We start from the raw sequence: 23,746 nt of genomic DNA on the forward strand, positions 1-23,746 counted from the left end.
CCCGCTCGGCACGAAGCCGGCCGGTTCCGACGACGGCGGCCCCAGCCTCTCCTTCCGGTCGAGGCCCGACACGCGCCCGCTGATTCGGAGGGGCTGATGCCCATCGACGCCACCCTGCCATATGACGACGCCAATATCTTCGCCCGCATCCTGCGCGGCGAGATTCCGGCCAAGACGGTCTATGAGGACGAGTTCGCCCTCGCCTTCCACGACATCAACCCGCAGGCGCCGACGCATATCCTGGTGATCCCCAAGGGGCGCTATGTCTCGTGGGACGATTTCTCCGCCCATGCGCCCGATGCCGAGATCGCCGGCTTCATCCGCGCGGTCGGCCATGTCGCGCGCGAGCAGGGGTTGGTGGCGCCGGGCTATCGCCTGCTCGCCAATGTCGGCGCGCACGGGCATCAGGAAGTGCCGCATTTCCATGTGCATCTGTTCGGCGGGCGGCCGCTCGGCCCTATGCTGGCGCGGCCCTGACGGACTGTCGCCAAAACGCCTCAAAACGTGCCTAAGGCCTTCCGGCTCCCGCATCGCCGCTTGCGCACGACGGAATAGCGATTAGGCTCCCGGCCCATAATGTTCGGCCGCCCCAAGGCGCCGACTGAGGGACCAGATTGCATGATCTTTGGCCGTGTGAAGCCGTTGGACGCGATCCTCGCGACGGCGGAAAAGAAATCGCTGCACCGATCGCTTGGTGCCTTCCAACTGACCCTGCTGGGTATCGGCGCCGTGATCGGCACCGGCATTTTCGTACTCACCTCGGAAGCCGCGCAGAAGGCCGGACCGGGCATGTTGTTCAGCTTCATCGTCGCGGGCTTCGTGTGCTGCGTGGCCGCGCTCTGCTATTCCGAGCTGGCCTCGATGGTGCCGGTGGCGGGCTCGGCCTACACCTACACCTATGCGGTGGTGGGCGAGCTGCTCGCCTGGATGGTCGGCTGGGCGCTGATCCTCGAATATGCGGTGGGCGCCAGCGCCGTCGCGGTCGGCTGGTCGAACCATGCGGTCGGGTTGCTGGCGGCATCGGGATATCATTTCCCCGCCATCATCAGCAACGCGGACGCGCTGATGGCGCATGTGCAGATGGCGTTCGGCGCCGCGCCCTCGGCCGATCTGCTGACGGCCGCGCAGACCGGCGGCTGGATCAACGTGCCGGCGATCGTCATCTCGCTCGCGGTGATGAGCCTGCTGGTGATCGGCACGACCGAGAGCGCGCGCGTGAACGCGCTGCTCGTCTGCATCAAGATCGGCGCGCTGACGCTGTTCGTCGCGCTGACGCTGCCGGGCATGAACACCGCGAATTTCACGCCCTTCATGCCGACGGGCTCGGTCGGCGTGTTCGGCGCGGCCGCCTCGATCTTCTTCGCCTATGTGGGCTTCGACGCCGTCTCGACGGCCGCCGAGGAAACCAAGAATCCGCAGCGCAACGTGCCGATCGGCCTGATCGGCTCGCTGCTGATCTGCACCCTCTTCTACCTGCTGGTCGCCTCGGGCGCGATCGGCGCGATCGGCGCGCAGCCGGTCGTCGGCGCGGACGGCACGGCGCTGCCGCCGGGCTCGGCCGAGATCGCCGGCCGCTGCGCCGCGATCGTGAGCGGCGGTTCGGTCGAGCCGCTGGTCTGCTCGAAGGAAGCGCTCGTCCATGTGTTGCAGGTGATCGGCCATCCGATCTTCGGCTGGTTCGTGGGCCTCGCCGCGGTGCTGGCGCTGCCGTCGGTCGTGCTGATGATGATGTACGGCCAGACCCGCATCTTCTTCACCATGGCGCGTGACGGCCTGCTGCCCGCGAAGCTCGCGAGCGTGCATCCGAAGTTCCGCACCCCGCACATCGTCACCTTCGTGACCGGTATCGGCGCGACCATCGCGTCGGCCTTCCTGCCGGTGGGCAAGCTGGCCGACTATTCCAACTCCGGCACGCTGTTCGCCTTCTTCATGGTGGCGGTATCCGTGATGGTGCTGCGCCGGACCGATCCGGGCCGCCATCGCCCGTTCCGCACTCCGCTGGTGTGGATCGTGGCGCCGTTGGCGATCATCGGCTGCGTCGCGCTCTATGTGTCGCTGCCGCTGACGGCGATCCTCGTGCTTCCGGTGTGGGGGGCGCTCGGGCTGCTGGTCTATTTCTTCTACAGCCGCGCGCGCTCGCATGTCGGGCGCGGCACCGTCGAGGCCGATGGCGAAGCGGACATGACCGCCGTGAAGGCCTGAGCCTTCCGGCCGGACACAAGAAAGGGGCGGGAGGCACCGAGCCTCCCGCCCCTTTTTGTTGGGATGAACCCGATCAGCCGAGACGGGCGGCGATCAGCGCCTTCAAATCCTGCTCCGGGCGGGCGCCGAAGTGCGAGATCACCTCGGCCGCGGCGATCGCGCCCATGGTGAGGCACTCGGCCACCGGACGGCCCTGCACATGGCCGACCAGATAGCCCGCCGAGAAGAGATCGCCCGCACCCGTGGTATCCACCACGCGCTCGACCGGCTCGGCCGCGACATGGAAGCGCTCGCCATTCCTGACGGCCGTCGCGCCCTCGGCGCCGCGCGTCGCCACCAGCAGCGGCAGCTTCGGCGCCAGCGCGGCCACCGCCGCTTCGAAGTCGCCCTCACCGGAGAGCGCCAGCAGCTCTTCCTCGTTGGCGAACAGGATGTCGATGTCGCCGTCATTCACCAGCGCGCGGAAATCCTCGAGGTGGTTCATGATGCAGAACACCGCCGAGACGCCCAGCGCCACCTCGCGGCCCGCCTTGCGCGCCATCCTGATCGCTGCCTTCATCGCCGCGCGCGGCTCGGCCGGATCCCACAGATAGCCTTCGAGCAGCAGCACCTTGGCCGACGCGACCTGCGCCTCATCCACGGATTCCGGCGGCAGGAACTGCGCGGCGCCGAGATAGGTGTTCATGGTGCGCTCGCCGCCCGGCGAGACGAGGATCAACACGCGTCCGGTCGGGATGTCGGCCTCGCGCGGAGCGACAGGGAATGCGATGCCCTGCGATTCCAGATCGTGGATGAAGACTTCGCCGAGCTGGTCCTTCGCGACCTGACCGATGAAGGCGCAGCGCGCGCCCATCATCGCGGCGCCCGCGACGGTGTTGCCGGCCGAACCGCCCGAAATCTCACGGCCCGGCCCCATGCGACCGTAGAGCGCGGTCGCCTGCGCGGCGTCGATGAGCTGCATCGCGCCGGCGGTCAGGCCCTCTCCGGCGAGGAAGGCATCGGTGGTGGGCGAGAGCACGTCCACAAGGGCGTTGCCGATCGCGATGATGTCGAGCGTGGTGTCGGTCACGAAAATCTCCTGGAGAATTGGCGCGCGGTTAGCGGGCGACGGGCCGGCGCGCAATCTTTGCGACTCGCGGAGCCCGGACAGCTCCCCGGTTTGCGCGCGCGATTTCCCGTGGCAGATCAGGCGCATGATTCGTCGCGGCCCTCTCCTCCTTCCGCTCGTGCCGGCGCTTTTGCTCGCTGGTTGCGCCACGCCCGCGCCCAAGCCGGCAACCGCGCCGCCGCCCGTCGCGCCGAAGCCCGTGAAAATCCACGAGGCCGGGCTGGAACGCGTGATGGGCAAGACGAAGGCGCAACTCGTCGCCCTGTTCGGCGAAGCCGATCTCGACGGACATGAGGGGCAGGCGCAGCGGCTCCAGTTCGTCGGCCCGGCCTGCGTGCTGGATGCCTATCTCTATCCGGCCAGGGCGGGAAGCGAGCCCGTCGTCACCTATGTCGACGCGCGCACGCCATCGGGCGAGGACATGGACCGCGCTTCCTGCATCGCCTCGCTCAGCCGCCGCTCGGCCGCGCCATAAGCGCCGCCGCCCACTCCTCACGCACGCTCTCGTCGGTTTCGGCCCCGGCCCGCGCGGCGTAAGGCTCCAGCGCACCGAGCCGATCCAGCGCCCACACCGCCGCGCCCCGCACCACCGGCGCCTCATCCTCGAGCAGCGCCGCGAGCGGAGCGGCCAGCGCCCTCTCCCCGCTATTGCCCGCGACGATCGCGGCGTTGCGGACCATCCGATCGCGCCCGATGCGCTTGATCGGCGAGCCCGAGAATATCTGGCGGAAGCTCGCATCGTCGAGCGCCAGCAGGTCCGCGACATCCGGCGCCGCCAGCTCCGCGCGCGGCGCGAAGGCGAGATTGGCGTGTCCCGCCACGGCGAATTTGTTCCACGGGCAGACCGACAGGCAATCGTCGCAGCCATAGACATGGTTGCCGATCCCCGGCCGCAGATCGCGCGGGATGGGACCATGCAGCTCGATCGTGAGATAGGAGATGCAGCGCCGCGCATCGATCCGATAGGGCGCGGGGAAGGCCCCGGTCGGGCAGGCCTCCTGACAGGCGTTGCACGAACCGCAAGTGTCGCGGGAACGCGCATCCGGCTCCAGCTCCAGCTCGGTGAAGAGCATTCCCAGCAGCAGCCAGCTCCCATGCTCGCGGCTGACCAGATTGGTGTGCTTGCCCTGCCAGCCGAGCCCGGCGGCCATCGCCAGCGGCTTTTCCATGACGGGCGCGGTGTCGACGAACACCTTGAGCTGCCCGCCCCCTTCCGCCACCAGCCAGCGGGCGAGCGCCTTCAACGCCTTCTTGACGGTGTCGTGATAGTCCTGCCCCTGCGCATAGACCGAGATGCGCGCCGTCTCGGGGCTGTCCGCCAGCCGCAGCGGGTTCTCGGGCGGGGCGTAGCTCATGCCGAGCGCCACCACCGATCGCACCTCCGGCCACAGCGCGGCGGGCGAGCGCCGCCAATCGGCGCGCGCCTCCATCCAGCCCATGTCGCCATGCGCGCCTTCGCCCAGCCATTGGTGCAGCCGCTCGCCGGGCAGCGGGTCGTCCACCGTCCGCGTCACCCCGCACGCGACGAAGCCGAGCCGCGCGGCTTCGGCTTTCAGGCGTTCGGTGAGCGCGGAATCGGGCATCCCACCCAGATAGCGCCCCGAGCGCCGGCGCCAAGGGGCGGCGATCATCCCGCCGCCCCCGAAGTCCCCATCATTCGCAGACGAGCTGGCCCTCGCGATTGCCCGCACGCCCGCTGCGGCAGCTCCGCATGTTGAGGCGCGTATCCTGCCAGCGCTTCAACCCCTTGCACTCGGCATAGAGGGTGGAGCCACGCATCCCGGAGTTGCGGCAGCTCCGCGTCCACGAGCCGCCCGGCAGCGAGGCATTGCCACCCCAGCCGTCGCCCGGACGCCCATCATTCCATCCACCGCCATTGCCGGGGCCGCCATGGTCCCAGTCATTTCCGGGCCGGCCGTCGCCGCCACCCCAGCCCCCGCCATTGCCCGGACGTCCCCCGGTGCAGGTGAGCCGGCCATCCTGATTGCTGATCTCGCCCCGGCAGTCACGATAGCGAAGCGAGCTGTATTGATAGCGGCCGTCGCGATCGCGGCACTGGGCGCTCAGCGTCCGGCCGTCATCGCGGACATTCTGGCAACTCTGCATGTAGCTGCCTCGCGGAGCGGCGCTTGCCGGCATGGCGGGAAGCACGACGGCCATCGCAGCCGCGGCGAACCAGAGCGAAACACGCATTCGGACCCCTCCCCTTTTCAGGTGGCACACCGTCTCATGACGGCCGCGCAACGGCAAGGCCGGCACTCGCTCAGCCGAACGGCAGCAGCGCCTCATAGGTCGCCAGATCCGGCTTGCCCGCCACGGGCGCGCCCTGCCGCATCAGGAAGGCGTGGCGGACGATCTCGGCCTGCTGCTCGACGCCGTAGCGTCCGAATGGCCGCCCCGGCACCAGTTCGTAGCGATAATGGCAGAAGGGATGGCGCGCGAGCGGCAGGAACCAGCGCCCGCCGCGCTGCGCCTGCCAGACATGGGTCAGCTCGTGGATCAGCAGCCCCTGCGCCGAAAGCGGCGCCTCGGCGAAATCCTCGCACCAGACGCTATCGTCCGGGTGGAACCAGATGTCGCCGTCGGGCGCCATCACCACGCCGTTGGGCTGGAACGGCCACCAGCAGGCGCGATGGAGCCGCACCGCCGAGCCGTCGATCGCATCCCCGAACATCCTGTCCGCCAGCGCCTGCTCGCCGGAGGTCAGCGGTCGTCCGGGATCGCGCGCCATCGGCTCAGTAGGGCGCGTCTTCGCCCGCGCCGACCACCTTGGCGTCGAGGGTGAGCGGCGGCCCCTTGGCGAAGCGGACGGTGAGGCCGATGCGGCTGCCCGGCTTCACCTGCGGATTCACGCCGAACAGCATGACATGATAGCCGCCCGGCGCGAACTTCAGCTCGCCCTTCGCCGGCAGGTCGACCCCGTCGAGCCGCTGCATCGACATCACGCCGCCCTGCATGGCCATGCTCTGATGCAGCTCGCTGGAGCCGGCTTGCGGGCTTTCGACCGCGAGCAGCCGCGCGGGTTCCGGCCCGCCGTGGATCGTCAGATAGGCCGCCGCCGGCCGCCCCGGCACCGCCGCCAGCCGCACCCAGCCATGATCCGCGTGCAGCGCGTCCCCCTTGCCGTGGCACGCCGCCAGCGCGAGCAGAAGGGCGGGTGAGGCGCGAAGGGCGTGGGAAAGGCGCATCGACAGATATGTCCCCGATCGTGGCAGTTTCAGGATTAGAACGGCCACCCGCTTGCAGCAAGCGCAGGCATTCTTATATCGCCGACCGGAGCATTCCGTCGGCCGCCTGCTTGACGAGGGGGGGCAGGCGGCTCGTCGAACGATTCGAGAGTTTGTGGGGATAATGAATGGCTAAGGTTATCGGTATCGATCTCGGCACCACCAATAGCTGCGTCGCAGTGATGGAGGGCGGCAAGCCCAAGGTGATCGAGAATGCGGAGGGTGCGCGTACCACCCCGTCCATCGTGGCGTTCACCAAGGATGGCGAGCGTCTCATCGGCCAGCCGGCGAAACGCCAGGCTGTGACCAATCCGGCGAACACGGTCTTCGCGGTGAAGCGCCTCATCGGCCGCCGCTTCGACGACCCGATCACCCGCAAGGACACGGAGCTGGTCCCCTATCACATCGTGAAGGGTCCGAACGGCGACGCGTGGGTGCAGGCCGGCGGCGAGGATTATTCGCCCTCGCAGATCAGCGCCTTCACCCTTCAGAAGATGAAGGAAACCGCCGAGAGCTATCTCGGCGAAACCGTCACGCAGGCCGTCATCACGGTTCCGGCCTACTTCAACGACGCCCAGCGTCAGGCGACCAAGGACGCCGGCAAGATCGCGGGCCTCGAAGTCCTGCGCATCATCAACGAGCCGACCGCGGCCGCGCTCGCTTATGGCCTCGAGAAGGACAACAACAAGACGATCGCGGTCTATGACCTCGGCGGCGGCACGTTCGACATCTCGGTTCTCGAGATCGGCGACGGCGTGTTCGAGGTGAAGTCCACCAACGGCGACACCTTCCTCGGCGGTGAAGACTTCGACGCCAAGATCGTGTCCTACCTCGCCGAAGGCTTCCAGAAGGAAGAGGGCATCGATCTCACCAAGGATCGCCTCGCCCTTCAGCGCCTGAAGGAAGCGGCCGAGAAGGCGAAGATCGAGCTGTCGTCGGCCCAGTCGACGGAAGTGAACCTCCCCTTCATCACCGCCGACCAGAACGGCCCGAAGCACCTCGTCAAGACGATCACCCGCGCCGATCTGGAAAAGCTCGTCGAGGATCTGATCCGTCGCACGATGGAGCCGGTGAAGAAGGCGCTCGCCGATGCCGGCATGAAGGCCGACCAGATCGACGAGGTCGTCCTCGTCGGCGGCATGACCCGTATGCCGCGCGTCCGCCAGGCCGTGAAGGACTTCTTCGGCAAGGAGCCGCACACCGGCGTGAACCCCGATGAGGTGGTCGCGATCGGCGCCGCCGTGCAGGCGGGCGTGCTCCAGGGCGACGTGAAGGACGTGCTCCTTCTCGACGTCACGCCGCTGTCGCTGGGCATCGAGACGCTGGGTGGCGTGTTCACCCGCATGATCGATCGCAACACCACGATCCCGACCAAGAAGTCGCAGACCTACTCGACCGCCGAGGACAATCAGAACGCGGTGACGATCCGCGTTTTCCAGGGCGAGCGCGAGATGGCGGCCGACAACAAGATGCTCGGCCAGTTCGACCTGATCGGCATCCCGCCGGCCCCGCGCGGCGTGCCGCAGATCGAGGTGACGTTCGACATCGACGCGAACGGCATCGTCAACGTCCACGCCAAGGACAAGGGCACCGGCAAGGAGCAGCAGATCAAGATCCAGGCCTCGGGCGGCCTCTCGGATGCCGACATCGACACGATGGTGAAGGACGCCGAGAAGTTCGCCGAGGAGGACAAGAAGCGTCGCGAGGCGGCCGAGGCGAAGAACAACGCCGAAGGCCTGATCCACTCGACCGAGCGCCAGCTCGAAGAGCATGGCGACAAGGTCGATGCGTCGCTCAAGTCCGAGATCGAGGCCGCCGTCGCCGAGGCCAAGACCGCCGTCGAGGGTGGCGATGCCGCCGCGATGTCCGAGAAGGCGCAGGCCCTCGCGCAGGTCGCGATGAAGCTCGGCCAGGCGATCTACGAGAAGGAGCAGCAGGCTCAGGCCTCGCCCGGCGCCGAAGCTCCGAAGAACGACGATGTGGTCGATGCCGAGTTCTCGGAAGTCGACGACAACAAGGCGTAAGAAGTTGGCGTCCCGCGCGCATCAGGCTCCTGTCGGGGCTGGGCGCGCGCGGGCACCCACGGGGGCTTGAGCTTGGATATCGATTATTACGAACTGCTCGAATGCGAGCGTACCGCCGACGACAAGACGCTGAAGACGTCCTATCGCCGGCTCGCCATGCAGTTCCACCCGGATCGCAATCCCGGCGACCATGAGGCCGAGGCGCGCTTCAAGGCCATTTCCGAGGCTTATGACTGCCTGAAAGACCCGCAGAAGCGCGCGGCTTATGATCGGTTCGGCCATGCCGCCTACAAGAATGGTGGCAATGGCGGCTTCGGCGGCGGCGCACAGGGCTTCGAGGGCTTCTCGGACATTTTCGAAAGCGTGTTCGGCGAGTTCATGGGCGGCGGCGGCCGTCAGCGCAGCGGCCCGCGGCGCGGCGCAGACCTGCGCTATGATCTGGAAATCACGCTCGAAGAGGCCTTCCACGGCAAGAGCGAGACGATCCGTTTCGATGTGGCCGCCAATTGCGAGCCGTGCGGCGGCTCGGGCGCCAAGCCCGGCACCGCGGCCCGCACCTGCCAGACCTGCGGCGGACGCGGTCAGGTCCGCGCGCAGCAGGGCTTCTTCGTGGTCGAGCGCGCCTGCCCGTCCTGCCATGGCGCGGGCCAGGTGATCGCGGACCCCTGCCCCAATTGCCGGGGCGAGGGCCGCATCGACCGGGAGAAGACGCTCGAGGTGAAAATCCCCGCCGGCGTCGACGAGGGCACGCGCATCCGCGTGACCGGCGAAGGCGAAGCCGGGGGTCGTGGCGCGCCTCCGGGCGACCTCTACATCTTCCTCCATGTGAAGCGGCATTCGATCTTCGAGCGCGACGGCACGACGCTGGCGGCGCGTTGCCCGATCAGCTTCACCACGGCGGCGCTCGGCGGCGAGATCGAGGTGCCGGGGCTCGACGGCGAGATCATCACGGTCAAGATTCCGGCGGGCATCCAGTCCGGCAAGCAGCTCCGCCATCGCGGATCGGGGATGCCGGTGCTCAACAGCCGCGGCCGCGGCGATCTGGTGATAGAGATCGCGGTCGAGACGCCGACCAGGCTCTCCGCCCGCCAGAAGGAGCTTCTCGCCGAATTCCGCGAGACCGAGACGGGCGAGGAATGCCCCGCCTCCAGCGGCTTCTTCGCCAAGCTCAAGGGCATGTTCGGGGAGTAGGCGATAGGCCGCTCCCCCTCTCCCCTTTCCCGAAAATCAGCCCGCGTCGTGCGGCGCGCGTGGGGTGAAATCGAAGCGGATACGCACCCACGCGCCGACCTGCGGCCTGCCCCCGATACGGGGCGGCCGCACGAGGAACTGCCACGCCGCCTCCCGCAGCGCGCGGGCGAGGCCGGAGCCCGGCGTCTCACCCAGCTCGTGGCAATTATCGACATGATAGCGCTCGATCGTGCGGCAGGCGATCATCGCCCAGCCGGTCGAGGGGCCGCTCTTGGGCATGTAGAAGGCCAGCTCGGCGTCGCTCGGCCGGCGATACCATTCCGCATTGAAGAGCTGTTCGCCGCCCGGCCCATCGCCGGGGCCGTAGGTCGCGACGCTGTCATGGCCGCTGTCGTCGCTGTTGGCGCCCTGCGTGGCGGCATCGGCGGTCTGCGCACGCGTCGGCTTGTTGGAGATGTCCGCCGAGGTCATCTCGTCATGGGTGAGCGGGATGACGTTCCACGGCACCGGCGGCGACGGCGTCTTCGCCTGCTCGGTGGGCTTGGGCTGCGGCGTCGGCGCGCGGGGGGAGGCGCCGCTCGCGGCGTGGCTGGTCTTGGCGACCGAATGTTTGGGGATCGGCGAGGCCTGCTCGGGGAAGAGCGTCAGCGTGATCGCCTTGTGCGCGTCCTTCAGCACGGGCGGCAGCGCGCCCATGGCGATCAGCATCCATACGATCAGCAGCGCGAAGCCGAACGCCAGAAGGAAGGAAACGGCCCGACTCTGGACCGACGCCTCGGGGCGATACGACGAGGACTGATAGGACGCCGAACGCATGAGGCCCCCATCTATAGGCCGACATTACCGGCGGCAATCCGAATGGTGTCCGCCCGGTAATGTTCACGCCGCCCCGGCCGAAACCGGGGCGGCGGAACGGGAAATCAGGCCTTGATGTCGATGCCGACACCCTCGGGCGCCTTGGCGACGCCGACCATCGCGGGGCGGAGCAGACGATCCTTAATCATCCAGCCGGACTGCATCTCGTGGATCACGGTGCCCGGCGCGGCATCCGCCGATTCCATCTCCATGATCGCCTGATGCTTGTTGGGATCGAGCGCCTGCCCGATCGCCTCGATGCGGGTGATGCCGTTGCGCTGGAAGACGGTCTCCAGCTCCTTGCCGGTCATCTCGATGCCGGTGACGAGCGGCTTCAGCTTCTCGTCGGCGCGCAGATCGGACGGGATCGCCGCCAGCGCGCGGACGAGATTGTCCGCCACCGACAGCAGATCGCGCGCGAAGCCGGTGGTGGCATAGGCCTTGGCATCCGCCATCTCGCGCTCTGTGCGGCGGCGGAGATTCTGCATCTCGGCCTGCACATAGAGCACCTGGTTGCGGGTCTCCTCCAGCTCGGCCTTGAGCGCGTCATGCTCGGCAAGCTCGGGCGCGACCGCCGCCGTTTCGGCGCGGAGGGTGTCGTCGGTTTCGTTCATCTTGTTTTCGTCAGTCATGCCATCAACCTGGAAAGCGCGTGCGCGGTGAAATCCACCATGGGAACCACGCGAGCATAGTTCAACCGGGTCGGGCCGATCACGCCGACCACGCCCACCACCCTGCCCTCGCGGGCTCTGTAGGGGGCGGCGATAATCGAGGAACCCGACAGGGAAAAGAGCTTGTTCTCCGATCCTATGAAGATCTTGGTCGCCGATCCGTTCCGTGCGCCGTCGAGCAGACGGGAGATTTCCTCCTTGCCCTCCAGCTCGTCGAGCAACTGGCGGACGCGCTCCAGATCCTCTGCGGCGCCCGGATCGATCAGGTTCGCCTGACCGCGCACGATCAGCACCGGTCGCTCGGCGCCGTCGGTGGACCAGACGGCGAGCCCGCGCTCGACCAGATCGCGGCTGACGCGATCGAGCGCCGCGCGGCCGAGCCCAATCTCGGCGGAAAGCCGCGCCTGCGCCTCGCCGAGCGTCAGCCCGGTCATCTCGGCGCTGATATAGTTGGCCGCCTCGATCAACGCGGAAGATGTCGTCCCCGGCGGCACCGCCACCACACGGTTCTCGACCGATCCGTCCGCGCCGACCAGCACCGCAAGCGCCTGCGTCCGGCTGAGCGGCACGAAGGCGAACTGGCGCAGCACCGGCTCCTGCTTGGGCACCAGCACCAGCCCGGCGCAGGCCGAGAGCCCGGAGAGCACCGCCGAGGCCGCCGCCAGCGCATCCTCGATCGGGCCGTTCGTGCCGATCCCGCGCTCGATCGCGGCGCGCTCCTCGTCGGAGGGCTCGTCCGCCTGCATCATGCCGTCGACGAACAGGCGCAGGCCCACCTCGGTCGGCATCCGCCCGGCGGAGATGTGGGGCGCCGCGAGCAGGCCCGCCTCCTCCAGATCCTGCATCACGTTGCGAATCGAGGCCGGCGACAGGTTCAGCCCCGAAAGCTGCGAGATCGTCCGCGAGCCCACCGGCGCGCCCGAACGCAGATAGGATTCGACCACCACGCGGAACACGCTCCGCGCGCGGTCTGACAGTTCGGGGACGGCGGGTCCGGGCATCACGGGGAATGTAGGGAGAAGCGGCGTGATGCTCAACAAATTGGTGTCTTTCTTCCGCAACGGTGGCGCTCGGGGCCTCGTGCAGCTAAAGCGCCCGCACCCATTTCACAGGAGCTTCCATGCGTCCCTCCGGCCGCGCGCCCGATCAGATGCGCCCGATCACCATCGAGCCCAACGCCACTCGCCACGCCGAGGGGAGCTGCATCATCTCCTTCGGCGACACGAAGGTGCTCGTCACCGCCTCGGTGGAAGAGCGCGTGCCGCCGTTCCTGCGCGGCAAAGGCCAGGGCTGGGTGACGGCGGAGTACGGGATGCTGCCCCGCGCCACCCACACCCGCGGCAACCGCGAGGCGGCCAAGGGCAAGCAATCCGGCCGCACGCAGGAAATCCAGCGCCTGATCGGCCGCTCGCTGCGCGCCGTGGTCGACATGACCGCGCTCGGCGAGCGCCAGATCACCATCGACTGCGACGTCCTCCAGGCCGATGGCGGCACCCGCACCGCGTCGATCTCGGGCGCGTGGGTGGCGCTGCGCCTCGCGGTGGACAAGCTGCTGGCCGACGGCAAGCTCGCCACCGATCCGATCAGGACGCAGGTCGCCGCCGTGTCGTGCGGCGTGCATGAGGGCACCCCGGTACTCGACCTCGATTATATCGAGGATTCGGCCGCGCATGTGGACGGCAATTTCGTGCTCCTCGCCGGCGGCAACCTTGCCGAGGTGCAGGCCACCGCCGAGGGCGCGGCCTATGACGAGGAAGCGCTGCTGCGGATGCTCCGCCTCGCGCGCATCGGCTGCGACGAGATCTTCGCCGCCCAACTCAAGGCCACCGGACGGTGAAGCGCAAGCTGGAGCCCGGCAGGCTGGTGATCGCCAGCCACAACAAGGGCAAGATCCGCGAGATCGCCGCCCTGCTCGGGCCGTATGGGATCGAACCGGTGTCCGCCGGCGATCTCGGCGTGCCCGAGCCCGAGGAGACGGGCACCAGCTTCGCCGCCAATGCGGAACTCAAGGCCCGCTTCTCGGCCGACCTGACCGGCCTCCCCGCGCTCGCCGACGATAGCGGCCTGTGCGTGGAGGCGCTGGGCGGCGATCCGGGCATCTTCTCCGCCCGCTGGGCCGGGGAGACGAAGGATTTCGGCCTCGCCATGGAGCTGGTCGAGAAGAATATCGCCAAGCAGGGCGCCAATGCCGGCCGCGACGCGCATTTCGTCTGCGCCCTGTCGCTGTGCTGGCCGGATGGGCATATCGTCACGGTCGAGGGCCGGGTCGACGGCCACCTCGTCTGGCCGCCGCGCGGGGACAAGGGCTTCGGCTATGATCCGATGTTCCAGCCCTGGCATCACGACATCACCTTCGGCGAGATGGACCCGGAGAAGAAGCACGAGATGAGCCACCGCGCGGATGCGTTCCGCAAGCTGGTGGCCGCGGTGTTCTGAGGCCGCATGGCCCAATCTGAAAAACGTCGCTCCCGCGCAGGCGGGAGCCTATCTCTGCATCGGCAAACGATGTGACCGATAGCGAAAGACATGGGCTCCCGCCTGCGCGGGAGCGACGGACAATGGAAAACGACACCGCAAACCCGCTGGCGCTCTACGTCCACTGGCCGTTCTGCGTCTCCAAATGCCCCTATTGCGACTTCAACAGCCATGTCCGCGCCGAGATCGACGAGGCGGCGTGGCGGGACGCGTTGCTCGCCGACCTCGCGCATGAAGCCGCGCTGACGCCCGGACGGCCGCTCGGCTCGATCTTCTTCGGCGGGGGCACGCCTTCGCTGATGGCGCCCTCGACGGTCGCGGCCGTGCTGGACGCAGCAGAGCGCCACTGGGGCTTCTCCGACGACATCGAGATCACGCTGGAGGCCAACCCCTCCTCGGTCGAGGCGGCGAACTTCCATGCGCTGGCGTCGGCGGGCGTAAACCGTGTCTCGCTGGGCTTGCAGGCGCTCGACGACGAAGCGCTGCACTTCCTCGGCCGCGCGCATGGCGTGGCGGAGAGCCTCGCCGCGCTCGATGTCGCGCAGGCGGCGTTCGGGCGAGTCAGCGTCGATCTGATCTATGCGCGGCCGTACCAATCCGAGGCCGAGTGGCTGGCGGAACTGAACCGTGCGCTCGGCTTCGGCACCGAGCATCTCTCGCTCTACCAGCTCACCATCGAGCCCGGCACGCGCTTTGCGGCGCTGGCGGCCAAGGGCGAGTTGCCGACGCTCGACACCGACGAGGCGGCGCATCTCTTCGAGCTGACCCGGCAGGTGACGACCGAAGCGGGCATCCCGGCCTATGAAATCTCCAACCACGCCCGCCCCGGCGCGGAAAGCCGGCATAACCTCGCTTACTGGCGCTATCGCGATTATCTCGGCGTCGGCCCCGGCGCGCACGGTCGGCGGGGGCAACTCGCCAGCTTCCGCCGCAAGAAGCCCGAGAACTGGCTCTCGGCGGTCACCCGCAACGGCCATGGCATCGAGAGCGAGGAGCCGCTCGACGGCCCCACCCGCGCCGAAGAGGCGCTGCTGATGGGCCTGCGCCTCGACGATGGGCTGGACCTCGCGGCCGTCTCCGCCGCTACCGGCGTCGCCATCGACGCGATGGTCGACGCGGCGGCGATCGACCGCCTCGCCGGCCACGGACTCCTTGCCCGCGAAGGCGATCGCCTCACCGTGCGCGAGCCCGGAATGCTCCTCCTCGACGGCATCCTCGCGGAGATCGTCCGCTAGGCGCTCCGTCGTCGCCCCGGCGAACACCGGGGTCCAGAGCTGCGAACGGAAACGCCTGAAGCCCTGGATCCCGGATCAAGTCCGGGATGACGAGGAACGCGGGATGAAGAGGAAAGGCGGAGAAAACCTCATCCCTCGTCAGTATCGAAGATCGGCTCGAACCCGCCGAAGATCATGCGCTTGCCGTCGAAGGGAATCGGCTCTTTCGGCTCCATCCGGGGATCGGCCATCATCTTCGCGTGAGCCGCTTCCTGGGTCGCCTTGTCCGGCCAGACGATCCAGGCGAAGACCACCTCCTCGCCCTCCTGCGCCTGCACCGCCTTGCGGAAATCGGTCAGCTTGCCGTCGGGCACGGCGTCGCCCCAGCACTCGACGATCCGCTCGGCGCCATAGTCCCGGAAGAGCGGCCACACCTTGGCGCACATCGCCCGATAGGCCTCCTTGTTCTCTGCGGGGACCGGGATCACGAAGCCCTGAATATAGCTCATCGCGTCACTCCTCCTGGCCCCCGCCCGAGATCAGTCCTCGAAGCCCCTCGCCGCCGCGGAGACGACCGTGACGCCGCCCGCTCCGATCTGCTTCACCTCCAGCACGCGATCGGCGACGCCGTCGCGATCGAAGCGGAAGGCGCCGTCCACGCCCGAGAAGCCGCCCTTGTCGGTGAGACGCCCCTCCGGGAAGGGCGTGCCCGGCTTCCAGTCCGCCGAGATGCGGACCGCCAGCAACACCGAATCATAGCCGAGGCTCGACAGGCGGAACGGGCTCTTGCCGAAGCGGGCGCGGTATTTCGCCGCGAACTGGGTGTAGAGCCCGTCCGACACGGCGGCGAACCAGCTTCCGCTCAGCGCCTTGGCGGCGGCGAGCTGCGGCTCGGTGTTCCAGAGTTCGGTGCCGAGCAGGCGCGCGCCGCTGCCCGACTTGCGCACCAGCGGCGCCGCCACCAGCGCGATGCGGCCACTGTCCGCGATCAGCAGCGCGTCATAGCCCTTGGGATCGCCCAGCTTGCGGATCGCCGTGCCCAGCGAGGCGGCGCTACGGTCATAGCCCTGCATCGAGACGACGGTGCCGTGCGCCTCCTGCGCCGCCTTCAGCATCGCGTTGGAGGCGCGGCGGCCGTAAAGCCCGTTGGGCACCAGCGCCGCGAAGCGCGTCAGCCCGCGCGACTTGGCATAGTCCACCACGCGCTCGATCGACTGGGTGGGCGTGAAGCCGAGCAGATAGACGCCATGCCCCGCCACGTCGATGTCGTTGGAGAAGGACAGCACCGGCACGTGCGCGGCCCCGGCCACCGGCGCGACCTGCCGCACATCCTCGGATAGAAGCGGCCCGAGGATGAGCTTGTTGCCCTCCGCCAGCGCGGTGCGGGCAGCCTGCGCCGCGCCCGTGCCGGTGTCGTACATGGTGAGGCGCACGCCCGCGCCGCCGCTGTCGATCAGCGCCATGTTGGCGGCGTTGGCGATCGACTGGCCCACCGCCGCGTTCGGGCCGGAGAGCGGCACCAGCACGGCGACGCGATCGCGCGCTTCCTGCGGCAGGCGCCCTTGCTGCGGCACGGGCTTCTGCGGCACAGGCCTGCCCGCGCCCGTATTGGGCTTGTGCGGCACCACGCCGGCGCAACCCGCCAGCAGCATCGCTGCCATCAATCCACCAAAGCGCACCGTCTTCGAGGCGATCCCCGGTTGCGATGCGCGTAAGCCCTCTGCCATGAGATCCCCTATGACCGATCCTCTCCCTCCCGGGCTCTACATCGTCGCGACCCCGATCGGCAATCTTGGCGACCTGACGCCCCGTGCGGCAGACGTGCTGAGCCGCGCGAACCTGATCGCCGCGGAAGATACGCGCGTGACCGCCAAATTGCTCCGTCACATCGGCACGGAAACGCCGATGACCCCTTATCATGACCATAATGCCGACCGGGTGCGCCCCGGATTGGTCGCCCGACTCGGCGGGGAGGCGATCGCGCTGGTGTCGGACGCCGGCACGCCGATGATCTCGGACCCCGGTTTCAAGCTGGTCCGCGATGCGCGCGCGGCGGGGCATCGCATCGTCACGCTGCCCGGCCCGAGCGCCGCCATCGCCGCGCTGACGCTCGCCGGGCTTCCGACCGATCGCTTCCTGTTCGCGGGCTTCCTGCCGCCGAAGGAGAAGGCCAAGAGCGAAACCCTCGCCGAGCTGAAGGCGCTCCGCGCGAGCCTCGTCTTCTATGAGAGCGGCCCCCGCCTCGGCGCGACGCTCGCGGTGATGGCGGCCGTGCTGGGCCGACGCGACGCGGCGGTCGCGCGCGAGATCAGCAAGGCGTTCGAGGAATGCGTCACCGGCACGCTCGAAGAGCTGGCCGCGCGCTATGCCGAGCACGCGCCCAAGGGCGAAATCGTGATCGTCGTCGGACCGCCCGGCGAGGCGCCTCCTCCGCAGGCCGCGGACATCGACGCGATGCTGACCGATGCCCTCTCCCGCCTGCCCATCGCCAAGGCCGCGCGGGAGGTGGCGGACGCCACCGGCATCCCGCGCCACGAGCTTTACGAGCGCGCGCTGGAACTCAAGGGTCAGGCATGAAGCGTCAGGCGGCGGAAGCCAGCGGCCGGCAGGCCGAGGCGATCGCCGCCACCTTCCTGCGCGGGAAAGGCTGGACCATCCTCGCCGAACGGGTCCGCACGCCGCGCGGCGAGGTGGACCTTGTGGCGCGCCGCCCCGGCCTCCTCGCCTTCGTCGAGGTGAAGGCCCGGCGCGACGCCGCCGCGCTCGCCCTGGCGCTCGACCGGCAGCGACTGGTCCGCGTCGCGGCGGCGGCCGAGATTCTCATCCCCCGCTATGCCGAGCCCGGCGACGATATCCGCATCGATGCCGTGCTGATCGCGCCCGGCCGCCTGCCTGTTCATCTGGAGCATGTCTGGCAGGGGTGAGCCGTCTCCCGTCATCCTGACGAACGTCAGGATCCAGGGCTCCATGCGGCACGCCTGAAGCCCTGGATCCCGGATCAAGTCCGGGATGACGCAAAGGCGGGAGGTGACGAACGCGCGTCGGCCCCCTATCTGCTGGTGGCATAATCTCAGGAGCGTAATGACATGGGCCTTCGCGTCGCCGTCCAGATGGACCCGATGGAGACGATCAACATCGCGGGGGACAGCACCTTCGCGCTGATGCTCTCGGCGCAGGCCCGTGGCCACACGCTCTTCCATTATGCCGCCGGTGATCTGAGCTACCGCGACGGGCGCGTCACTGCGCCGGTGCGCCCGGTGACGGTGCAGCGCGTGGCGGGCGGGCATTTCCAGTTCGGCGATGTCGAGACGTTCGATCTCGGCGCCGACACCGACGTGGTGCTGATGCGGCAAGACCCGCCGTTCGACCTCGCCTACATCACCGCGACGCACCTGCTCGAGCGCATCCAGCACGAAACGCTGGTGGTGAACGACCCGGCCGCCGTCCGCAACGCGCCGGAAAAGCTGTTCGTGCTCGATTATGCCGAGTTCATGCCGCCGACGATGATTACCCGCCGCCTGGAGGATGCCCGCGCCTTCCATGCCGAGCATGGCGAAGTCGTGGTGAAGCCGCTCTACGGCAATGCGGGTTCGGCGGTGTTCCATGTCGGGCGCAAGGACGCCAACCTCGCCGCGCTGACCGAGCTGTTCGGTCAAGTGTGGCGCGAGCCGTTCATGGTGCAGGCCTTCCTCCCCGACGTGTCAAAGGGCGACAAGCGCATCGTGCTGGTCGACGGCAAGCCGGCCGGCGCGGTCAACCGCCTGCCCAAGGCGGGCGAAATCCGCTCCAACCTCGCCGTCGGCGGATCGGGCGCGCAGACCGAGCTGACGCCGCGCGAGCTGGAAATCTGCGCGAAGCTAGGCCCAGAGCTCGCCAGGCGGGGTCTGGTCTTCGTCGGGATCGACGTGATCGCGGGCTACCTCACCGAGATCAACGTCACCTCGCCCACGGGCATCGTCGCCATCGACAAGTTCAACGGCACCGACACCCCCACCCTGATCTGGGAAGCGATTGAAGCCCGCGCGGCGGCGCGGGGCTGAACGCTTCGTCTTCTCGCGCCTGTCAGGCGTCGGCGTCCTCGCCGCGACCGGGAAAGTCGAGGGCCAGCATCTTAGCCGCGATAGCGTGCTCATCGATGGGATAGGCGCCGGACGCGATCAGCGACCGGATGACCTCGACCTTCTTGGTGTCGATCGGCGGCGCCGAGCCCGCCAGAAGCGAGATGAGGTTCGCCACGTCGCTCGACGTCACCGGCTTTTCCGGCGTGGCGGGCGCCACGGGGGCCGCCGGCGTCGTCGACGAAACAGGCCGAAGCCGGATCGGCTCAGCTCCTCCCGCCTTCTCGATGCCATCCATTGTCGTGCTCCAGTCCCGTGGGTGCTTCACGACGGGTAACGACCGCTTCCCGGCAAACTTAAATCGGCTTCAGCAAATTTTTACGCTCGGGGATGCGCCGCCCTGTAAACGTCCATCAGGCGGGCAGCGTCGACGGCCGTGTAGATCTGCGTGGAGGAGAGGCTCGCATGGCCGAGCAGCTCCTGCAACTGGCGCAAATCCGCGCCTCCGGCCAGCAGATGGGTGGCGAAGCTGTGGCGCAGCGCGTGCGGCGTCGTCCGCTCCGGCAGCCCCAGCCGCACGCGGGCGGCACGCACCGCCCGGCGGACGATCCCGGCATCGAGCCCGCCGCCCCGCGCTCCCCGGAACAGCGGCGTGCCGGGGGTCAGCGGATAAGGACATTCCTGCACATATTCCGCAATCGCCTCCCGCACGACGGGCAGCAGCGGAACGACGCGCTGCTTGGAGCCCTTGCCCGTCACCATGATCGTCTCGCCGAGCGGGAGGAGACGCGCGTCGAGCGCCATCGCCTCGCCCACGCGAAGCCCCGCCCCGTAGAGCAGCAGCAGCACCGCGAGGTCGCGCCTGGCAAGCCAGGGCTTGTCCTGCGCGTCGGCGGCGTCATGGGCCAGCGCCTTCGCCTCAGCGGGCGCGATTGGGCGTGGCACGCCCTTCTTGACGCGCGGCGCGCGGATGCGGGGCGTCGCCGCCGGGCTCCCGTTGGCGAAATCGAGAAAGGCACGCACCGCCGACAGCTCCCGCGCGGCCGACGCATTGGTGAGCCCGCCGACATCGCGCCGCCGCGCCAGATAGGCCCGCAGGTCCGCCGCGTCGAGCGCGGCGAGCATGGCCGCGTCCACCGCCTCGCCGCGATGCTCGCCGAGGAAGGCGACCAGCCGGTGCGCCGTCGCGAGATAGGCGCGCACCGTATGCGCCGAGCGCAACCGGGTGCGGGCGAGATGTTCTCCGAAGGCGGCGGCGATGAGGCGGGCCGGATGATCGGCTAGGGTCAGGGAAGCAGCCACCGCCCCACCATACGCGCCAGCGTCGCGCCGAGGAAGGCGAGCAGCTCGGACCCGTGGCGCGTCTCGAAACGCTGCTCCGCCCGCTGGCCGAGCGCGATCAGGCCGCAGGCGTGCGGCGCCGGATGATCGAGCCGCACCAGCGCCTCCGCCCGGATCAGCGGCGCGGCCGGGCCGAACAGCGGATGCCCCTGCTCGACGCCGCGCAGGACGACCCCCTCCAGCCCGCGCATGATCCGCCCGATCACCCGCCGGTCGACATAGTTGAGCCCGTTGGAATCGGCGCGCAGCCCCGTCTCTCCGACATGCAGCGCCAGTGCGACGGCATCGACGCCGAGAATGTCCGGCCAGTCCTGCGTGACGATGTGGACGAGATGTTCGAGGCTGTCCGCCTCGATCGCGGCGAGCACGGCGGCATGGATCGCCGCCACCGCGCCCGAATGGCCGCGCGCGAAGGCGATGAGATCCTGGTTCGCCTCCTCGACCTCCGCGACGCGCGCGCGAAGGCTCGCGACGGTCCAGTCCTGGAAATCGATGACGATACCCATGAGAGGAGCTTAGCGCAGGCTGGTTAAAAGGAAATGGCCCCTCTGGGCGGCGGCCTAACCTTCCACGAACAGGCGGCTTTCCCCACCGTGCTGGGGCAATGTCACCCGCCCCTCCTCGCGAAAGCCGAGCCGCAGGAGCAGCGCCGCCGACGCCGCGTTATGAGGCGCGGTGATCGCCAGCAGCGGGCCGATATGCAGTTCGCGCCGCGCCCAGGCGATCAGCGCCTTCGACGCCTCGCGGCCATAGCCCTTGCCGGTATGATCGGCGAGGAAGGCGAAGCCGAGATCCGGCCCGTCCAGCCCCTCGCGCCGCACGAAGCCGACGGTGCCGACCGGCTCGTCCCCCTCCTTCAGCGCGACGCGGAACATGCCGAAGCCATGCGTCTCGTAGGAGGCGAGCACCCGGACGCGGATATATTCCTCCGCCTCCGCCACGGTGCGGACGCCGCGATCGCCGATATTGGCGAGGAATCCCGGATCGTTCAGGATCGCCAGCATGAAGGGCGCATCCTCCAGCCCGATCCGCCTGATCGTCAACCGCTCCGTCTCCAACATCCGCCTCTCCCTGTCCCGCGACAATGAAGCATCTCCCGGCGCGGCGCGAAAGCCCTCCCCTGTTGCGCGGCCGCCTTCGATCCTAGATGGGAGGGAGCGATGTCCCGTGCCCGCGTCCTGCTCCTCAACTCGGCCCTCGGCCCGCTCGACTATCGCGTGCCGCACGGCATGGCGGTGGAGCCGGGCTCGATCGTGCTGGCCCCGCTCGGCCCGCGCCAGCTCGCCGGCGTGGTGTGGGAGGCGGAGCGGATGCCCTCCGACGCGGAGGTGGGCGACAATCGGCTGCGCAATCTGCTCTCGGTCTACGATCTGCCCCCGATCGCCGCGCCGCTCCGCCGTCTGATCGAGTGGACCGCCAACTATTATCTCGCGCCGCCCGCGGCCGTGCTGCGCATGTCGCTGGCGTCCGCGAGCGCGCTGGAGGGCGGGCGCACCGTCGTCGAATATCGCGCGACGGGTGTGGTGCCCGATCGCCTCACGCCCCAGCGCGCTCAGGCGCTGGAGCGGATCGGCGAGCGGCAGGGGCTGGTCCGCGAGCTGGCCGCCATTGCGGACGTCACCGACGCGGTGATCCGGGGCCTTGTGAAGACGGGCGCGATCGAGGCGGTGGAGGTGGCGGTGGACGCGCCCTTCATCGATCCCGATCCGTCCTTCGCGCCCCCCGAACTCTCCCCCGAACAGCGTGAAGTGGCGGACAGCATCGTCGAGGCGGTGGACGCCCATCGCTTCGACCCCATGCTGCTCGACGGCGTGACGGGATCGGGCAAGACCGAGGTCTATTTCGAGGCGGTCGCGGCGGCGATCCGGGCGGGGCGGCAATCGCTGATCCTGCTCCCCGAGATCGCGCTGACCGAGCCTTTCCTCAAGCGTTTCGAGAAGCGTTTCGGCCATCTTCCCGTGGCGTGGCATTCGGACCTGCGCCAATCCCAGCGCCGCCGCGCATGGCGCGCCATCGCGACTGGCGAGGCGAAGGTGGTGATCGGGGCGCGCTCCTCGCTGTTCCTGCCCTATCGGAACCTCGGCCTGATCGTCGTCGACGAGGCGCACGAGACCAGCTTCAAGCAGGAAGAAGGCGTGATGTACCACGCCCGCGACGTCGCCGTGATGCGCGGGCATTTCGAGAGCATCCCGGTGCTGCTCGCCTCCGCCACGCCGGCGATCGAGACGCGCCAGATGGTGGCGGCGGGGAAGTATCGCGAGCTGAAGCTCCCCGGCCGCTACGGCCCGGCGCAGATGCCCGCCATCTCGATCATCAACCTCACGCAGGATGTGCCCCCCAAGCAGCGCTGGATCGCGCCGACGCTGGTCGCGGCTTTGCAGGAGACGATGGAGAAGGGCGAACAGTCGCTGCTCTTCCTCAACCGGCGCGGCTATGCGCCGCTAACCTTGTGCCGGACCTGCGGACACCGCTTCCGCTGCCCGAACTGCACGGCGTGGATGGTGGAACACCGGCTGATGGCGCGGCTCGCCTGTCACCATTGCGGGCATGTGATGCCGCCGCCCGCCGCCTGCCCCGAATGCCATGAGGAGGACAGCCTCGTCGCCTGCGGCCCCGGCGTCGAGCGCATCGCCGACGAGGTGGCCGCCATCCTCCCCGACGCGCGCACCGCCGTGGTGACGTCCGACACCATCTGGTCCCCCGCCAAGGCCGCCGAGTTCGTCAACCGGATGGAGGCGGGCGACATCGACGTGGTGATCGGAACCCAGCTCATCACCAAGGGCTATCACTTCCCCAACCTCACGCTGGTCGGCGTGGTGGACGCGGACCTCGGCCTGTCGGGCGGAGACCTCCGCGCCGCCGAGCGCAGCTTCCAGCAGATCGCGCAGGTCGCCGGGCGCGCAGGTCGCGGGGCCAAGCCGGGGCGCGTCTTCCTCCAGACCCGCGAGCCGCAGGCACCGGTGATCCAGGCGCTGGTGACGGGCGACGCCGACAGCTTCTACGAGGCCGAGACGGACAGCCGCCGCGAGGCCGGCGCGCCGCCCTTCGGTCGCTACGCCGCGATCATCGTCTCCGCCGAGAAGCAGGACGAGGCGGTCGCCACCGCCCGCCTGATCGGCCGCAGCGCGCCGGAGGTGGAGGGGATGATGGTGTTCGGCCCCGCCCCCGCCCCGCTCGCCATGCTGAGGGGGCGGCATCGCCAGCGCCTGCTCGTCCACGCCCGGCGCGCGCTCGACGTGCAGGACGTGATCCGCGGCTGGCTCGGCGCGCTCGAATGGCCGCGCGGGGTGCGCGTGGCGGTGGACGTCGACCCGTACAGCTTCATGTGAGCCGGCGCATTCCGCTTACCTCGCCGGGGTTCCATACCCCTTTGGCGACAA

26 protein-coding genes are annotated in these 23,746 nt (G+C 69.0%); 12 read left to right on the forward strand and 14 right to left on the reverse strand.

Annotation, left to right across the window (positions count from 1 at the left end; genetic code table 11):
- Window positions 1–96: 96 nt before the first annotated feature.
- Together FHS98_RS04775 and FHS98_RS04780 are read left to right on the forward strand one after the other, a co-directional pair.
- Window positions 97–477, forward strand: coding sequence for a histidine triad nucleotide-binding protein (locus FHS98_RS04775; protein WP_167100806.1), 381 nt, complete (start codon window positions 97–99; stop codon window positions 475–477).
- Between the two features lie 141 nt (window positions 478–618).
- Window positions 619–2,202 carry an amino acid permease gene (locus FHS98_RS04780; RefSeq protein WP_167100813.1) on the forward strand — a complete coding sequence of 528 codons (1,584 nt, stop codon included), beginning with the start codon at window positions 619–621 and terminating at the stop codon, window positions 2,200–2,202.
- A gap of 73 nt (window positions 2,203–2,275) precedes the next feature.
- On the opposite strand, the gene FHS98_RS04785 is transcribed toward FHS98_RS04780, so the two are convergent.
- The gene (locus FHS98_RS04785) at window positions 2,276–3,271 is read right to left on the reverse strand and encodes a PfkB family carbohydrate kinase (protein WP_167100818.1); all 996 of its coding nucleotides are present in this window, start codon (window positions 3,269–3,271) and stop codon (window positions 2,276–2,278) included.
- 124 nt (window positions 3,272–3,395) lie between these two features.
- Between FHS98_RS04785 and FHS98_RS04790 the strand changes: the two genes are divergently transcribed.
- Window positions 3,396–3,785: a hypothetical protein gene (locus FHS98_RS04790; protein ID WP_167100823.1), complete on the forward strand. Its 390-nt coding sequence runs from the start codon at window positions 3,396–3,398 to the stop codon at window positions 3,783–3,785.
- Here FHS98_RS04790 and queG read toward each other — a convergent pair.
- The 4 genes from queG to FHS98_RS04810 form a co-directional block, all read right to left on the reverse strand.
- The gene (queG, locus tag FHS98_RS04795) at window positions 3,760–4,893 is read right to left on the reverse strand and encodes a tRNA epoxyqueuosine(34) reductase QueG (RefSeq protein WP_167101725.1); all 1,134 of its coding nucleotides are present in this window, start codon (window positions 4,891–4,893) and stop codon (window positions 3,760–3,762) included. The genes FHS98_RS04790 and queG overlap by 26 nt on opposite strands.
- Window positions 4,894–4,963: 70 nt before the next feature.
- Window positions 4,964–5,503, reverse strand: coding sequence for a CVNH domain-containing protein (locus tag FHS98_RS04800; RefSeq protein WP_208402021.1), 540 nt, complete (start codon window positions 5,501–5,503; stop codon window positions 4,964–4,966).
- A 70-nt stretch (window positions 5,504–5,573) separates the two neighbouring features.
- Complete coding sequence (locus FHS98_RS04805) at window positions 5,574–6,041, reverse strand: vgr related protein (protein ID WP_167100836.1); 468 nt, start codon at window positions 6,039–6,041, stop codon at window positions 5,574–5,576.
- A gap of 4 nt (window positions 6,042–6,045) precedes the next feature.
- On the reverse strand, window positions 6,046–6,498 hold the full coding sequence (locus FHS98_RS04810) for a copper chaperone PCu(A)C (RefSeq protein WP_167100841.1): 453 nt from the start codon (window positions 6,496–6,498) through the stop codon (window positions 6,046–6,048).
- A gap of 167 nt (window positions 6,499–6,665) precedes the next feature.
- Here FHS98_RS04810 and dnaK point away from each other — a divergent pair, with 167 nt between their 5' ends.
- Both dnaK and dnaJ read left to right on the forward strand, forming a co-directional pair.
- Window positions 6,666–8,561 carry a molecular chaperone DnaK gene (gene dnaK, locus FHS98_RS04815; protein ID WP_167100844.1) on the forward strand — a complete coding sequence of 632 codons (1,896 nt, stop codon included), beginning with the start codon at window positions 6,666–6,668 and terminating at the stop codon, window positions 8,559–8,561.
- 66 nt (window positions 8,562–8,627) lie between these two features.
- Window positions 8,628–9,752, forward strand: a complete 1,125-nt coding sequence (gene dnaJ / locus FHS98_RS04820) for a molecular chaperone DnaJ (RefSeq protein ID WP_167100847.1) — start codon at window positions 8,628–8,630, stop codon at window positions 9,750–9,752.
- Between the two features lie 36 nt (window positions 9,753–9,788).
- On the opposite strand, the gene FHS98_RS04825 is transcribed toward dnaJ, so the two are convergent.
- The 3 genes from FHS98_RS04825 to hrcA all read right to left on the reverse strand — a co-directional run bounded on the left by FHS98_RS04825 (window position 9,789) and on the right by hrcA (window position 12,279).
- Window positions 9,789–10,568: a hypothetical protein gene (locus tag FHS98_RS04825; RefSeq protein WP_167100850.1), complete on the reverse strand. Its 780-nt coding sequence runs from the start codon at window positions 10,566–10,568 to the stop codon at window positions 9,789–9,791.
- A 104-nt stretch (window positions 10,569–10,672) separates the two neighbouring features.
- A complete protein-coding gene (grpE, locus tag FHS98_RS04830) occupies window positions 10,673–11,239 on the reverse strand; it encodes a nucleotide exchange factor GrpE (protein ID WP_167100855.1) in 567 nt (188 codons plus the stop codon).
- Window positions 11,236–12,279, reverse strand: coding sequence for a heat-inducible transcriptional repressor HrcA (hrcA, locus tag FHS98_RS04835; protein ID WP_167100861.1), 1,044 nt, complete (start codon window positions 12,277–12,279; stop codon window positions 11,236–11,238). The genes grpE and hrcA overlap by 4 nt, the downstream gene beginning before the upstream one ends.
- 119 nt (window positions 12,280–12,398) lie before the next feature.
- Here hrcA and rph point away from each other — a divergent pair, with 119 nt between their 5' ends.
- The 3 genes from rph to hemW all read left to right on the forward strand — a co-directional run bounded on the left by rph (window position 12,399) and on the right by hemW (window position 14,988).
- Window positions 12,399–13,115: a ribonuclease PH gene (rph, locus tag FHS98_RS04840; protein WP_167100865.1), complete on the forward strand. Its 717-nt coding sequence runs from the start codon at window positions 12,399–12,401 to the stop codon at window positions 13,113–13,115.
- Complete coding sequence (rdgB, locus tag FHS98_RS04845) at window positions 13,112–13,714, forward strand: RdgB/HAM1 family non-canonical purine NTP pyrophosphatase (protein ID WP_167100869.1); 603 nt, start codon at window positions 13,112–13,114, stop codon at window positions 13,712–13,714. Before rph ends, rdgB begins: the two co-directional genes overlap by 4 nt.
- A 122-nt stretch (window positions 13,715–13,836) precedes the next feature.
- Window positions 13,837–14,988: a radical SAM family heme chaperone HemW gene (gene hemW, locus FHS98_RS04850; RefSeq protein ID WP_167100874.1), complete on the forward strand. Its 1,152-nt coding sequence runs from the start codon at window positions 13,837–13,839 to the stop codon at window positions 14,986–14,988.
- A gap of 128 nt (window positions 14,989–15,116) precedes the next feature.
- Here hemW and FHS98_RS04855 read toward each other — a convergent pair whose 3' ends face one another.
- Window positions 15,117–15,476, reverse strand: a complete 360-nt coding sequence (locus FHS98_RS04855) for a DUF1428 domain-containing protein (protein WP_167100877.1) — start codon at window positions 15,474–15,476, stop codon at window positions 15,117–15,119.
- Between the two features lie 30 nt (window positions 15,477–15,506).
- Window positions 15,507–16,694 (reverse strand): penicillin-binding protein activator, encoded by a 1,188-nt coding sequence (locus FHS98_RS04860; RefSeq protein WP_167100881.1) that lies wholly within the window; start codon window positions 16,692–16,694, stop codon window positions 15,507–15,509.
- A gap of 10 nt (window positions 16,695–16,704) precedes the next feature.
- On the opposite strand from FHS98_RS04860, the gene rsmI reads away from it, so the two are divergent.
- From rsmI to gshB, 3 genes are all read left to right on the forward strand, one after another.
- Window positions 16,705–17,544: a 16S rRNA (cytidine(1402)-2'-O)-methyltransferase gene (rsmI, locus tag FHS98_RS04865; protein ID WP_243847864.1), complete on the forward strand. Its 840-nt coding sequence runs from the start codon at window positions 16,705–16,707 to the stop codon at window positions 17,542–17,544.
- Complete coding sequence (locus tag FHS98_RS04870; protein ID WP_167100890.1) at window positions 17,541–17,891, forward strand: YraN family protein; 351 nt, start codon at window positions 17,541–17,543, stop codon at window positions 17,889–17,891. Before rsmI ends, FHS98_RS04870 begins: the two co-directional genes overlap by 4 nt.
- A 162-nt stretch (window positions 17,892–18,053) precedes the next feature.
- Entirely contained in the window at window positions 18,054–19,007 is a 954-nt protein-coding gene (gshB, locus tag FHS98_RS04875; RefSeq protein ID WP_167100895.1) for a glutathione synthase, read from the forward strand.
- A gap of 22 nt (window positions 19,008–19,029) precedes the next feature.
- On the opposite strand, the gene flgM is transcribed toward gshB, so the two are convergent.
- The 4 genes from flgM to FHS98_RS04895 form a co-directional block, all read right to left on the reverse strand.
- Window positions 19,030–19,323: a flagellar biosynthesis anti-sigma factor FlgM gene (flgM, locus tag FHS98_RS04880; RefSeq protein WP_167100900.1), complete on the reverse strand. Its 294-nt coding sequence runs from the start codon at window positions 19,321–19,323 to the stop codon at window positions 19,030–19,032.
- Between the two features lie 80 nt (window positions 19,324–19,403).
- Complete coding sequence (locus FHS98_RS04885; protein WP_167100903.1) at window positions 19,404–20,327, reverse strand: tyrosine-type recombinase/integrase; 924 nt, start codon at window positions 20,325–20,327, stop codon at window positions 19,404–19,406.
- Entirely contained in the window at window positions 20,312–20,872 is a 561-nt protein-coding gene (locus FHS98_RS04890) for a DUF484 family protein (RefSeq protein ID WP_167100906.1), read from the reverse strand. The genes FHS98_RS04885 and FHS98_RS04890 overlap by 16 nt, the downstream gene beginning before the upstream one ends.
- A 54-nt stretch (window positions 20,873–20,926) precedes the next feature.
- Window positions 20,927–21,427 (reverse strand): GNAT family N-acetyltransferase, encoded by a 501-nt coding sequence (locus tag FHS98_RS04895; RefSeq protein ID WP_167100909.1) that lies wholly within the window; start codon window positions 21,425–21,427, stop codon window positions 20,927–20,929.
- Between the two features lie 99 nt (window positions 21,428–21,526).
- Between FHS98_RS04895 and FHS98_RS04900 the strand changes: the two genes are divergently transcribed.
- Window positions 21,527–23,695, forward strand: coding sequence for a primosomal protein N' (locus tag FHS98_RS04900; RefSeq protein ID WP_167100912.1), 2,169 nt, complete (start codon window positions 21,527–21,529; stop codon window positions 23,693–23,695).
- Window positions 23,696–23,746: the final 51 nt, after the last annotated feature.

This window comes from Sphingomonas oligoaromativorans (genome assembly GCF_011762195.1).
GTDB classification, from domain to species: Bacteria; Pseudomonadota; Alphaproteobacteria; order Sphingomonadales; family Sphingomonadaceae; genus Solisphingomonas; species Solisphingomonas oligoaromativorans.